This is a genomic window from Streptomyces sp. NBC_01217 (assembly GCF_035994185.1).
Lineage (GTDB): Bacteria > Actinomycetota > Actinomycetes > Streptomycetales > Streptomycetaceae > Streptomyces.
In genome coordinates, this window is the sequence record NZ_CP108538.1 from 8,632,844 (window position 1) to 8,644,743 (window position 11,900).

The window sequence follows — 11,900 nt, forward strand, 5'->3', positions numbered from 1 at the left end:
CGGATCAGACCGTCAGCCGGATTCCGGTGACCAGATGCGGTCGGATACGTACCGCGCAGTCCATCACCTGGTCCGACCACGGCCTGATCAGCCGCTGATAGCGCATCAGGGCCTCCGGATCGGTCACCGCTCGGCAGTAACCCGTCGCGACGACGCTCCAGCCCAGATGGGTCTGCGGATCGATGTCATCGGCCTGGTAGGCGACCACGACCCCCCGGTCGCCATGGTGCCGGGTCTGGGCGAACAGGTCCGAGTCCCGATGGGTCCGGATGACGATCTGCCCGCGGTCCAGCAGATGGTTCACCGGCCGGATCGCGGGCAGCGCTCGCTGGGTGAAGACTATCCGGCCGAGCGACGCCCCGCCGAGCAGCCTCAGGGCCTGATCACCCGTCAACTCCACCGTACGGCACGGCCAGATGGCGGCCGGTCCGTGTGCCGTGGCCGCCTCCGACCGTCCGGACACGGCTGCGGGCGGGGACGGCCGGGACGAATGATGACCTGAGTGGCTCATGGGGCGGCCTCGTCTCCTGATGTACGCGTCTGTCGCCCGAGTACACCGTGTGCCGCCATCTCTGCACCAGGGTCCAACGGCCCAGGGCCGAAAGGCCCTAGCCGTGCCGGATCCCCGACGGGTTGACTGCGGTGGACCGCGGTGTGTGGAGCGTTCGGTCAAAGAAGGCGGTGCGCATGCGCACAGGAGGAGGACGCGGTGATCGCGGTCGTCGGACACAGAGACCTCAGCAATGGAACTCTGGCGCTGGTGGAGGCCGAACTGAGAGCCCGGCTGGACTGCCTGGCGGAGGGTGTGGCCGCTCTCGTACGGGTCGGGGCGGGGCTGCCGGTGGTGTTCGGGCGCGCTGCCCGGGAGGCCGGGCGGAAGCTGACGGTGCTGCTGCCCGCCCAGGGTGCGGTGCCCGCGGTGCTGCCCGAGCGTGACCGGCGGGCCGCGGGCGAACTGCTGGTCCTGGCCGAACACGTACGGCTGCTGGCCTTTGATCCGGCCGACCGCGACGCGTGTGTCAGTGCCGATGAACGCCTGGTGGAGGCGTGCCGGTCCGTGCTCGCCGTGTGGGACGGCTCGCCGTCGGACGGCCGGGACGCCACCGCGCACCTGGTCGCCTTCGCCCGGGCACGGGGCATCCCGGTGGAGGTCGTCTGGCCGGACGGCTCCGTGCGGGGGCGGGCATGACGGCGCCGACGCGTGACCGGGCGAGGCCGGCGAAAGCCCTTGAGGGCGACGACCGGGAGCGGACCGGGAGGCGCCATGGATTCGCCTGGCTGCTGGTGGTCACCGCCGCCCTGGGGCTGCTGGGTTCCTTCGTGATCACCGTCGACAAGTTCGAACTGCTCGCCGACCCCGGCTTCGTACCAGCCTGCTCACTGAGCCCCGTGGTGTCCTGCACGAACGTGATGCGCAGTGAACAGGCGTCGGTGTTCGGATTTCCCAATCCGCTCATCGGGCTCATCGGCTTCGGGGTGGTGCTGGCGACCGGCGCCGGCCTGCTCGCAGGTGCGCGCTACCGGCGCTGGTACTGGCTGGGGCTGAACCTGGGCACCCTGTTCGGCGTCGGATTCTGCATGTGGCTGATGACGCAGGCGCTGTACGACATCGGCGCGCTCTGTCTGTGGTGTGTACTCGTGTGGGCGGCCACCGTCTTCATGTTCTGGCACACCACCGTGCACAACCTGCGCCACGGCATTCTGCCCGCCCCACGCGCCCTGGTCGCGGCGGTGCTGGAGTTCCCCCTTGTGGTGCCGGTGACATGGTGCCTGGCCATCGTCATGCTGATCGCAACCCGGTTCTGGTCGTACTGGCAGACGTTCCTGTGACCCCTGTGAGGGCCGCGGTGTCGTGATGGATGTGGGAGGCCGGGACTCCGGCGGCGGCCAGCCGGGCGGCGACGGCCCGCAGTGAGTCCGTCATGGATGCCTCGGGCACCTCGGGCGCCAGCGCCAGAAAGACATGCTGCCGGGCGGCGGCCCCGGGCCGCTGCGCCAGCATTTTGTCCAGGACCCGCAGGGCCGGCCGATCCGCGGAGGGACCTGCCGGTCCGGCCGGACCGGCCGGCTCGGCCTGGCAGGTGAGGACGGTCAGCCAGGGGCGCCCGAGCCGGAAATCCTCCAGGTACGCGGCGTCGTACACGCCCTCACCCGTCCTTCCGTCCAGCAGCAGCCGCACCCGGTGTGCACGGGACCGTTCCGAGTCGATGTGCTGGAGCAGCGCCTTCGTCGCGGCCCATCCGGTACCGGAGGCGATCAGCAGAACGTCGGCGGACGGGGTGCGCTCGGGCAGGGCGAGCGCGCCGCGCGGTGCGCTCAGGCGCACGGTGCCGCCCACCCGCGTGCCGTGCACCAGCGCATCACTCACCCCGTCGGCACGCTGCGCCCGTACATGGAACTCCAGCTCGCCGTCCGGATGGGGCGCGCAGGCCAGATAGTAGGGGCGCCAGGCCTGTTCCAGCAGGGGCGACTCCAAGGACGCGTACTGCCCGGCCCTGAAGGCGTAGGGCTGATGAGGGCGCACCCTCAGCACCGCGAGATGCGGCGTACGGAACTCGTGCGAGGTCACCGTCGCCTCCCAGCTCGGCGGCTCGGCGATCGCCTCGTCCGCGCCCCTGACCATCGCCGAGACAGCCAGCCGCAGCATCCGCAGCCAGGCGTCTTCCAGTTCACCGGTCCACCGGGCACCCGCACGCATCCGCAAGGCCTCGATCAGTGCCACCTCGAACGCGTCGAAGTGCGCGGGGCGCACACCGAGCTTGCGGTGGTCGCGGCCCAACTGCGCGAAGGTGCCGATGCCGTACGGTGGAGACCGCCGATCAGGCAGCGGAAGATCCTGACGAGGTGGGCCTGCTGGAACGCCATCGACTCGGGGAACAACGACCGCAGATACGGATGCCGCTCGAACAGGGCACGGTACAGTTCGGCGATCAGCTCCTCCAGCGGGCTCACCAGCGGCAGGAATTCGCTGATCAGTCGCTGGTCGGCCGTTCCGTCGTAAGCCTGCGGCGCCAGGGCGGGCGACGGACCGGGGCGGGCACCGGCCTCGGACAGGATGCGTCGTCGCAGCCGCATCGCGTCATGCCGTGCGAGCAGTGCGTGGTAGTCCTCGCTCGGGGTGTTCATGGGCCGGTGACTCCTTGGGACAGCACGGTGGACGGTTGGGGCGCAAGAGACGTCCGTGGCGCCCGGACGATCTTCGGCGGCCGTCAGTATGGCACCGCGTCCAACCCGCCGACCGGCCCCGGCCACAGGGCCTTTCGGCCCTGTTCAGAGCCCGTTCGACATGCTGTGACACCCCCGTGAACCGGCCTGCGGACGGGCGCACATACTGGTGCGAGACCCCCCTTCCCCGAACCGATCGAGCATGGTGTGAATGGCTTCGTGAAGTCCCCGCTGAGCACGGTTGCGACGCAGTCCGCGGACCCCGTGCGCGTCTTCATCCTCGATGACCACGAGGTCGTGCGCCGCGGCGTACGCGATCTGCTGGAGGCCGAGGGCGGCATCGAGGTCGTCGGCGAGGCGTCCGACGCACGGGAGGCGCTGGCCCGCGTACCGGCCAGCAGGCCACAGGTCGCCGTACTGGACGTACGCCTCGGCGACGATCCCCGCGGCGACCACGCCGGGATCGAGGTGTGCCGGGAACTGCGCGCCCTGATGCCCGAGCTGGCCTGTCTGATGCTGACATCGTTCGACGACGACGAGGCACTCTTCGACGCCATCATGGCGGGCGCGGCCGGCTACGTACTGAAGCAGATCAACGGAGCCGATCTGATCGCCGCCGTTCTCACGGTCGCGTCGGGCACCTCGATGCTCGACCCACGCACGACCACTCGCGTCATGGCACGGCTGCGAGGCCCGCAGGCGCCCCCTGCCGAGGAGTCCCAGGCATCGGAACTTGACCAGCTCACTCCCAGGGAGCGGGAGATCCTCGACCTCATCGGCGAGGGCCTCACCAACCGGGAAATCGCGGAACGCCTCTTTCTGGCCGAGAAGACCGTGAAGAACCGCATCTCCTCGATCCTCGCCAAACTGGGCGTCGGCCGCCGGATCCAGGCCGCGATGCTCGTCGGCCGGATCAAGGACCGCCAGGAGCAGACCCGGATCCGGCGGAACTGACCGGCACGTACGCCGGTATCAGTTGTGGAGCGGGACGCGCCAGGTGATCCGGGTGCTGCCGTCCGTCGGGCCGTTCGATGGTGAATGTGCCCCCGCACAGCTTTGCCCGGGTACGCATATTGGCCGGCCCGCCGCCGCGGCGCACCGACCGTCCGGCGTCGTCGACCGCTGAGCCCACGCCGTCATCGGTCCCTGTGCGCCCTCCGGAACCAGTCGAATGCTCGTCGGGGATGCCGGTTCCGTTGTCGGTGACGGTCGGGGTCACCGCGTCGTCGGCGGACAGCACGATGGCGATACGACTCGCACCGGCTTGGCGGGACGCGTCGGACACCGCCTCCGCCGCGACCGCCACCACGTGTTCGGCGAGTTCGTCCGGGACGGTGGTGTCCACCGGCCCGTCGATCCGCACGGTGGGCCGGAAGCCGAGGGGTGCGCGGATGGGCGGTCAGATCGTTGAGCCGCAGGGGTTGCGGATGACGGATCAGCTCGCCGAGAATTCCGCGGCCGCACGGTAACCGCCCGGTGCCGGCGGCGAGTTGCGCCGACAGGAACTCCAGGAGCTTCTGCCCGTCGCCGACGATGCCGAGCGCTCCGTACTCCGCGTCGGTCAGTGTCACCGCCGCCTCCACGATGCCGCGCAGTACCTCGGAGACTCCGGTCACGGCGAGCGCGGGCGAGGAGGGCCGGGCGAGCGGGGCTCGTGAGGGGAGCCGGGGGCGGGGACTGCTGGCTCTGCCATCGGGAGGTGCCGTTCTCTGGTGCCGTGCGCCGTGCGCCGTGCGCCGTGCGCCGTACGCGGGGTGCCGGGTATCTGCTCACCGGATCACCGCAGGGCCGGTCGGCTGTCGGACGCGTACGGCAGTAGGGCCGGTCGGCCCTGTGGAACGTGCCCCGTCGGTCCCTGGAGAGCGTCGCGGCCGGCGATCAGCATGGTGCGGCCGGGAAGGTCCGGTCCGTCCCCTCGTGATCAGCTGGACCTTCCCGACCGCTCTCCGGATCCGCCGTTCCCGTGCGGCCGGGGGCGTGTTCGGAGAACTGCCAGAGCTGGAGGACACGGTCCGGTGGACGCAATGGAATCGCAGGGCAATCAGGCCGCCCCGGCACAGGGGCCCAAGCCTCCCGGCCCCGGGGTCGGCCCTGTCGACGCGGGGGCCACCCCGGCCGGTCGCCCACCCACTCGGGCGGGTGCGACACAGCACAGCACGACGGAACACAGCACGACGGAACACAGCACAACGCAGCCCGGCACCGGTCAGCCGGGCCGCGCGTCGCGCGGCCGGATCGTCGTCTCGTGGCTCACGACGACCGACCACAAGCAGATCGGCACGCTCTACCTCGTCACCGCGTTCGCCTTCTTCCTGGTCGGCGGGGCGATGGCGCTGGTGATGCGCGCCGAACTCGCCCGGCCCGGGACGCAGATCATCTCCAACGAGCAGTTCAACCAGGCCTTCACGATGCATGGCTCGGTGATGCTGCTGCTGTTCGCCATGCCGCTGTTCACGGGCTTCGCCAACTGGCTCATGCCGCTCCAGATAGGCGCGCCCGATGTGGCCTTTCCCCGGCTCAACATGCTGGCCTTCTGGTTGTTCCTCTTCGGCTCACTGATCGCCGCCGCGGGGTTTCTCACCCCTCAAGGTGCCGCCGACTTCGGATGGTTCGCCTACGCCCCGCTGTCCGACGCCACCCATTCCCCGGGCATCGGCGCAGATATGTGGATCATGGGCGTGGCGCTGTCCGGGTTCGGTTCCATTCTCGGAGCGGTGAACTTCATCACCACCATCATCTGCATGCGCGCCCCGGGAATGACCATGTTCCGGATGTCGATCTTCACCTGGAACGTACTGCTCACCGCCGTACTCATCCTGCTGGTCTTTCCCGTCCTCGCCGCGGCACTTCTCGCGCTGGAGATGGACCGGAAATTCGGCTCGCACATCTTTGATGCCGCCAACGGCGGCGCGCTTCTGTGGCAGCACCTGTTCTGGTTCTTCGGGCATCCCGAGGTCTATGTGCTGGCCCTGCCATTCTTCGGAATCGTCTCCGAGATCATCCCGGTCTTCTCCCGGAAGCCGATGTTCGGCTACATCGGTCTCGTGGCCGCGACGATCGCCATCGCCGGGCTGTCCGTCACCGTCTGGGCGCACCACATGTATGTCACCGGCGGGGTGCTGCTGCCCTTCTTCGCCTTCATGACCTTCCTGATCGCCGTGCCGACCGGGGTGAAGTTCTTCAACTGGATCGGCACGATGTGGAAGGGATCGCTGTCGTTCGAGACGCCGATGCTGTGGGCCACCGGATTTCTGGTCACCTTCGTCTTCGGCGGACTGACCGGAGTCATCCTGGCGGCGCCGCCACTGGACTTCCACGTATCCGACTCGTACTTCGTGGTCGCCCACTTCCACTACACGCTCTTCGGAACGGTCGTCTACGCGATGTTCGCCGGATTCCACTTCTGGTGGCCGAAGTTCACCGGCAAGATGCTCGACGAGCGCCTGGGAAAGATCACCTTCTGGGTGCTGACGGTCGGCTTCCACCTCACGTTCCTCGTGCAGCACTGGCTCGGCGCGCAGGGAATGCCCCGCCGGTACGCGGACTATCTCGCCGCCGACGGCTTCACCGCCCTCAACACCCTCTCCACCATCGGCTCGTTCCTCCTAGGGCTGGCGTTCCTCCCCTTCTTCTACAACGTCTGGAAGACCGCCCAGTACGGCAGGAGGACAACCGTCGACGACCCCTGGGGCTACGGCCGCTCCCTGGAATGGGCCACGTCCTGTCCGCCTCCCCGGCACAACTTCACCGCCCTGCCCCGCATCCGCAGCGAGTCCCCGGCGTTCGACCTGCACCATCCGGAGATCGCCGCACTCGAATCCGGCGCACCGCACTGACCGCTGAACCCCTGCCGCCTGGCCCTACCCCTGCCCCTGCCCCCTGCCCCCTGAGGAGAGTGCTGCCCCGATGTCCCACGGTGTTCTGGCGCTCGGCGTCGCCGTGCTCTGCATATCAGGCAACGTCTGGTATCTGCCCGCCGTCATCGACCTGCGGGCGGGCCAGGACCGGCCGCGCTCCCGCCGTCTGGTCGCGGCCGCTGTACTGGCCGGGTGGGGCACGGCGGCCCTCATCATGCTCCTGCTGCTCATGCCGCTCACCCTGTTCGCGGTCGTGCCGGTGGTGATCGCGGGCGCCACCGCCACACTGTCCCTGGCCGTCAGGGCGAGGCTGCGCCGGGGCCGGGAGCAACGCGAAGAGGAGGCCCGCTGGGCCGCGCTCTTCCCGGCACGGACGGGCGCCCCCGTCAGGCCGACCGAGGAAGAGCGCTGAGCGGCCACCGCGCGCGGAGACCGCCGCCGGGCCGGTCGCCTTCCGGTGCCGAACACCCGGTGCGTGAGAGCCTCTGAAGTGCGTGGTCCGTGGGGGCGGCAGGTCTGCGGCAAGACCGCGGCAGGTCATGGGACGACAGCAGACTCCGTACGGGCTCCCCGGCCGGGCAGTGTCGGGTAGGGATGTCGGAACGGGAGCCTGCGTGAGGGTCGAACTGCCGCCGGAGCCGACGCACTTCGTCAACCGCGACGAGGAGCGGGAGCGGGCCTTCCGTGCGGTGGAGGAATGGCGGGGCCGTTCCCGGCCGTTGGTCCTGTCACTGAGCGGACCCGAAGCTCGCTTTCGTCTCCGCGGCGCAGCGGACGGTGAACACACCGCCACCGGCTCGATGGGCGAGAGGCCCGACGGCTGGTGACGGGAGGGGGCCTCGGGTCGGCGAAGAGGGGGCTTCATGCCGTACGGCTCACTCCGAGCGGCTAGCGTGTGGGGCACTACGAAGTCGTCACCATTCTCATGGGGGTGTTCGGGTGCCGGACGAGGTCTGGGTCGGCCTGGCGGAGGCCGTGCGCGGGGTGCGCGCAGAGCTGCAAGCGGCCATGGTCGAAGGCCGGGACGAGCCGCTCAGGTTCGAAGTCGGGCCCGTCGAGCTCGAATTCGCGGTGGACGTCCGCAAGGAGAAGGCCGGGGACGCCACCGCGAAGGTGTTCGTCCTGTCCGCCGGAGGCAGGGCGAGCAGGGCCACCTCCGATGCGCACCGGCTGAAGATCACCCTGCAGCCGACGGACGCCCAGGGCCGACCCGCCAAGGTGAGCAGCCGGGTGGACGAACTGCCCACTGAGTAGCGGTCATGGCAGGTGCATGGTTCGACCGGCGGCGGCTGACCGAGGTGTGGGCCGCGCGAGAGGTCGGCGGCGGGGCCTCCTTCGGCACGGGGACCGTGCTCGTCGGCCGGCTCGTGCTGACGGCCTGGCATGTCGTGGCCGACGAGCGGGGCCGTCCCTACGAGCGTGTGCTGGTCCGGCTCCTCGGCGGGCGGCTCTGCGCGGCGGACATCGTATGGGCGGATCCGGTGCTGGACGCCGCACTGCTCACCGTGCCGGTCCCGGACACGGGGGAGCCGGACGGCTGGCAGGTGCCGGACGGCCTGGTGCCCGCCCGGTTCGGGCGTCTCATCGGCCAGGACGTCCGGGTGGCCTGCCAGGCGGCCGGGTTCCCGGACAGCCTCACACCCACGGGCACCTACCGGGAGATCGATCAGGTCGACGGATACATCAACCCGATGGCCGGTTCGCGCACGAATCAGTACCTGATCACCGCGGGACATCGCCCCGACCACGGCCGGCCCGCCCCCGATGCCCGGCGGGCCGGCTGGCAGGGCATCTCGGGCGCGGCCGTCACCTGCGGTTCGCTGATCACGGGCGTCGTCACCGAGGACACCCCCGGCTTCGGCTCCCACCGCCTGACCGCCACCCCCGTACATGTCCTGGCCCGACAGCACGGTTTCCGGAGCCTTGTCGAGCAGGCGACAGGCCGCCGCCTCGTCCTCGAACCGGTCGAGATGCAGGACGCCTTCACCCCCTGGTACCCGGCGCTCGCCCCCGCGTCCCCGGCCTCCCTGCTGCGGCCCGAGTACGAGATCGTCGCCTTCCGCCCCCGCGCCGAACTCGGCACCCTGCTGGACTGGTGCGGTACGGGGCCCATGCTGTCCGGGCGGCTGATGACCGGCCCCGGAGGGCAGGGCAAGACCCGTCTGGCCCGCGAAGTGGCTTCCCGCCTCGATGCCGAGGACTGGGCGGTCGGGCAGCTGGCCCAGTCGGAACACCTGTCCGCCGAGCACCTGCGGGCACTGGCGTCATCGGCCCGTCCGTTACTGCTGATCCTCGACTACGCCGAGACGCGCACGGCGTTCGCCACGGCCCTCATCAACCACCTCGCCCTGCACCCCAGCGGGCACCCGGTCCGCGTCCTGATGCTCGGCCGGACGGACGGCGACTGGTGGCAACAGCTGCGCCGCGATGTCGCCCCCACAGCCGCGCTGACGCCGCATCCGCTCATGCTCCCCCGGCTCGAAGCCACCGACGGAGCCCTGCTCGTCGACGCCCGCGACCAGGCACGCCGGCAGCTCGCCGCGGCGCTGGCGCGCATCCCCGGATACGCGGCGGGCTCCGGGCCGGGCGGCGCCCGGGAGACCGTTCCCGGAGACGGTCACGCCCTGACCCTGCACATGTCCGCGCTCGCCGAACTGCTCACCGGCAACGGCACAGCGGGAGAGAGCCCCGAGGACGTCATTCTCAGCCATGAGCACTCCTACTGGAGCCGCACCGCCCAGCACCACGGCCTCGGCTCCGAGCAGCAGCGGCTGACCGCACTGACCACGGCCCTCCTCACAGGAGCGGCGACCCGGCCCCGGGCCGTCGACACGCTGGCGCTCGCACCCGGCCTCCGCGACACCCCGGAAGACACCCGCCTGCGCCTGGCGACCTGGATCCACGACCTCTATCCGCCCGACGCGCCGCACGTCTACTGGGGAAGCGTGCACCCCGACCGACTGACCGAGCACCACCTCGCCCGGGCACTCACGCACCACCCGGAGCTGCTCGACGCGATCCTGCCGCACATCACCCACGACCAGGCCCTGCACGCCCTGACCGTACTCACCAGGGCGCTCGCACTGCCCCAGCCCACGGGGCCCCTGGGGGAAAGGCTGCAGAAGCTGATCACCGCACATCCGGCCACGCTCGCGCTCCCCGCGATCACCATCGCCCCACGGGCACAGACCCCGGAACCGCTGCTGGAAGCACTGCACCCGGTCTGCGCCTCACCCGGACTCCTGGACGAGCTGCGCGACCAGCTGTACGCCGCGATTCCGGACCAGACCCAGCGGCTGGCCGATCACGCGCTGACGCTGGCGGAGCGCCAGGTCGGGCAGTACGCCGCGGCCCTGGACTCACGCACGTGGTGGCGGAAACTGGGAAACCGGGGGGACACCACCCTCAGCGAGAACCTCGCCCGAGCGCTGAACAGCCTCGCGAGCCGGCTGGCCGAACTGGGACGCTCGGAAGAGGCGTTGACGGCCGGCACGAAAGCGGTGGCGATCCGCGAGAAGCTGGCGGCGGCGCGCCCCGAGGAGTTCCTCCCGGACTTCGCGGTGTCGTTGAACAACTTGTCCGCGGATCTTGCGGAGTTGGGGCGGCACGAGGAGGCGTTGGAGGCGAGTGTGCGTGCGGTGGAGATCCGTGAGGAGCTCGCGGCGGCGCGCCCTGAGGTGTTTCTCCCGGACTTCGCGGTGTCGTTGAACAACTTGTCCGTGGGTCTCGCGGAGTTGGGGCGGCGGGAGGAGGCGTTGGAGGCGAGTACGCGTGCGGTGGAGATCCGCGAGGGGCTCGCGGCGGCGCGCCCCGAGGTGTTTCTGCCCGGCCTCGCGGTGTCGCTGAACAATCAGTCCAACCGGCTGGCGGAACTGGGCCGGAACAAGGAAGCCCTCGCGGCGATCAGCCGTGCGGTGGAGATCCGTGAGCGCCTCGCGACGGCGTACCCGGACGCCTTTCTCCCCGGCCTCGCGCTGTCGCTGAGCAACTGCGCGGTCAGGCAGGCCGAGATGGGCCGCCGGGACGAAGCGCTGATGTCCGCCACCCGCGCCGTCGCCCTGCTCAAGAACCTGGCGGCGGCGCGCCCCGTGGTGTTCAACCGCCTGCTCACCCAGTGCGTCGCGCACCGGGACGCACTGCGGAGCCCGGACCGCCAGGACCGTCCGCCGCCCACGGCCCTGCCGCAACCCCGGCCTCGCGACCATGCCGCGGGTTCCCTGAGGGCCGACTGATCGGGCGCGCCTACTCGAACCGTGCGGGGTCGCCCGCCCCTCGGCGCACGATCTCGGGCTCGCCGCCCGAGAAGTCGATGACGGTGGTCGGCTCGGTGCCGCAGTCGCCCGAGTCGACCACGGCGTCCACCACATGGTCGAGCCGTTCCTTGATCTCCCAGCCCTGGGTCAGCGGCTCGTCCTCGTCGGGCAGGAGCAGGGTGCTGGACAACAACGGCTCACCGAGGTCGGCGAGCAGGGCCTGAGCGACGACGTGGTCGGGAATCCGGACTCCGACCGTCTTCTTCTTCGGGTGCAGCAGCTGACGCGGCACCTCCTTCGTCGCCGGGAGGATGAAGGTGTAACTGCCGGGCGTCGCCGCCTTGATCGCGCGGAACACATCGTTGTCGATGTGCACGAACTGACCCAGCTGCGCGAAGTTCTGGCACACCAGGGTGAAATGGTGCCGGTCGTCGAGATTGCGGATCGACCGGATCCGGCTGATGCCGTCACGGCTGCCCAGCTGGCATCCCAGTGCGTAACAGGAGTCCGTCGGGTACGCGACGAGCGCGCCGGACCGGATGCTGTCGGCCACCGTGCGGATGGTGCGCGCTTGAGGATTCTCGGGGTGCACATCGAAGTACTTCGCCATCCGGCGAGTCTAGGC

General features: G+C 70.3%; 13 protein-coding genes and 1 pseudogene. 8 read left to right on the forward strand and 6 right to left on the reverse strand.

Annotated elements, in window-relative coordinates; genetic code table 11:
• Positions 1–4: 4 nt before the first annotated feature.
• A complete protein-coding gene (locus OG507_RS38470; RefSeq protein ID WP_327371734.1) occupies positions 5–511 on the reverse strand; it encodes a pyridoxamine 5'-phosphate oxidase family protein in 507 nt (168 codons plus the stop codon).
• Positions 512–709: 198 nt separating this feature from the next.
• On the opposite strand from OG507_RS38470, the gene OG507_RS38475 reads away from it, so the two are divergent.
• Both OG507_RS38475 and OG507_RS38480 read left to right on the forward strand, forming a co-directional pair.
• Positions 710–1,189 carry a hypothetical protein gene (locus OG507_RS38475; protein ID WP_327371735.1) on the forward strand — a complete coding sequence of 160 codons (480 nt, stop codon included), beginning with the start codon at positions 710–712 and terminating at the stop codon, positions 1,187–1,189.
• Positions 1,186–1,830 (forward strand): vitamin K epoxide reductase family protein, encoded by a 645-nt coding sequence (locus OG507_RS38480; RefSeq protein ID WP_327371736.1) that lies wholly within the window; start codon positions 1,186–1,188, stop codon positions 1,828–1,830. Before OG507_RS38475 ends, OG507_RS38480 begins: the two co-directional genes overlap by 4 nt.
• Here OG507_RS38480 and OG507_RS38485 read toward each other — a convergent pair.
• Together OG507_RS38485 and OG507_RS38490 are read right to left on the reverse strand one after the other, a co-directional pair.
• Positions 1,781–2,779 (reverse strand): globin domain-containing protein, encoded by a 999-nt coding sequence (locus tag OG507_RS38485; RefSeq protein WP_327371737.1) that lies wholly within the window; start codon positions 2,777–2,779, stop codon positions 1,781–1,783. The two genes, OG507_RS38480 and OG507_RS38485, sit on opposite strands and share 50 nt — an antisense overlap.
• Positions 2,713–3,126 (reverse strand): hypothetical protein, encoded by a 414-nt coding sequence (locus tag OG507_RS38490; protein WP_327371738.1) that lies wholly within the window; start codon positions 3,124–3,126, stop codon positions 2,713–2,715. The genes OG507_RS38485 and OG507_RS38490 overlap by 67 nt, the downstream gene beginning before the upstream one ends.
• Before the next feature lie 258 nt (positions 3,127–3,384).
• Here OG507_RS38490 and OG507_RS38495 point away from each other — a divergent pair, with 258 nt between their 5' ends.
• On the forward strand, positions 3,385–4,119 hold the full coding sequence (locus tag OG507_RS38495) for a response regulator transcription factor (protein ID WP_327371739.1): 735 nt from the start codon (positions 3,385–3,387) through the stop codon (positions 4,117–4,119).
• Here the strand turns inward: OG507_RS38495 and OG507_RS38500 are convergent.
• Together OG507_RS38500 and OG507_RS38505 are read right to left on the reverse strand one after the other, a co-directional pair.
• Positions 4,079–4,510 carry an ATP-binding protein gene (locus OG507_RS38500; protein ID WP_327371740.1) on the reverse strand — a complete coding sequence of 144 codons (432 nt, stop codon included), beginning with the start codon at positions 4,508–4,510 and terminating at the stop codon, positions 4,079–4,081. The genes OG507_RS38495 and OG507_RS38500 overlap by 41 nt on opposite strands.
• Positions 4,511–4,583: 73 nt before the next feature.
• A pseudogene (locus tag OG507_RS38505) lies at positions 4,584–4,781 on the reverse strand (histidine kinase); the annotation flags it as partial.
• 408 nt (positions 4,782–5,189) lie between these two features.
• Here OG507_RS38505 and ctaD point away from each other — a divergent pair.
• From ctaD to OG507_RS38530, 5 genes are all read left to right on the forward strand, one after another.
• Positions 5,190–7,001: an aa3-type cytochrome oxidase subunit I gene (gene ctaD / locus OG507_RS38510; protein WP_442811133.1), complete on the forward strand. Its 1,812-nt coding sequence runs from the start codon at positions 5,190–5,192 to the stop codon at positions 6,999–7,001.
• A 70-nt stretch (positions 7,002–7,071) separates the two neighbouring features.
• A complete protein-coding gene (locus tag OG507_RS38515) occupies positions 7,072–7,434 on the forward strand; it encodes a hypothetical protein (protein WP_327371742.1) in 363 nt (120 codons plus the stop codon).
• A 202-nt stretch (positions 7,435–7,636) separates the two neighbouring features.
• Entirely contained in the window at positions 7,637–7,849 is a 213-nt protein-coding gene (locus OG507_RS38520) for a hypothetical protein (RefSeq protein ID WP_327371743.1), read from the forward strand.
• Positions 7,850–7,961: 112 nt separating this feature from the next.
• Positions 7,962–8,276: a trypco2 family protein gene (locus OG507_RS38525; RefSeq protein WP_327371744.1), complete on the forward strand. Its 315-nt coding sequence runs from the start codon at positions 7,962–7,964 to the stop codon at positions 8,274–8,276.
• Positions 8,277–8,281: 5 nt separating this feature from the next.
• Entirely contained in the window at positions 8,282–11,254 is a 2,973-nt protein-coding gene (locus OG507_RS38530) for a tetratricopeptide repeat protein (protein ID WP_327371745.1), read from the forward strand.
• Between the two features lie 10 nt (positions 11,255–11,264).
• Here the strand turns inward: OG507_RS38530 and OG507_RS38535 are convergent, their stop codons facing one another.
• Positions 11,265–11,885 carry an L-threonylcarbamoyladenylate synthase gene (locus tag OG507_RS38535; RefSeq protein WP_327371746.1) on the reverse strand — a complete coding sequence of 207 codons (621 nt, stop codon included), beginning with the start codon at positions 11,883–11,885 and terminating at the stop codon, positions 11,265–11,267.
• Between the last annotated feature and the right edge of the window lie 15 nt (positions 11,886–11,900).

Excerpts from the sequence above, each read along its gene's own strand:
- OG507_RS38480 (WP_327371736.1), top strand. The coding sequence starts at position 1,186 with ATGACGGCGCCGACGCGTGACCGGGCGAGGCCGGCGAAAGCCCTTGAG.
- OG507_RS38530 (WP_327371745.1), top strand. The coding sequence starts at position 8,282 with ATGGCAGGTGCATGGTTCGACCGGCGGCGGCTGACCGAGGTGTGGGCC.
- OG507_RS38515 (WP_327371742.1), top strand. The coding sequence starts at position 7,072 with ATGTCCCACGGTGTTCTGGCGCTCGGCGTCGCCGTGCTCTGCATATCA.
- ctaD (WP_442811133.1), top strand. The coding sequence starts at position 5,190 with ATGGAATCGCAGGGCAATCAGGCCGCCCCGGCACAGGGGCCCAAGCCT.
- OG507_RS38535 (WP_327371746.1), bottom strand. The coding sequence starts at position 11,885 with ATGGCGAAGTACTTCGATGTGCACCCCGAGAATCCTCAAGCGCGCACC.
- OG507_RS38470 (WP_327371734.1), bottom strand. The coding sequence starts at position 511 with ATGAGCCACTCAGGTCATCATTCGTCCCGGCCGTCCCCGCCCGCAGCC.
- OG507_RS38490 (WP_327371738.1), bottom strand. The coding sequence starts at position 3,126 with ATGAACACCCCGAGCGAGGACTACCACGCACTGCTCGCACGGCATGAC.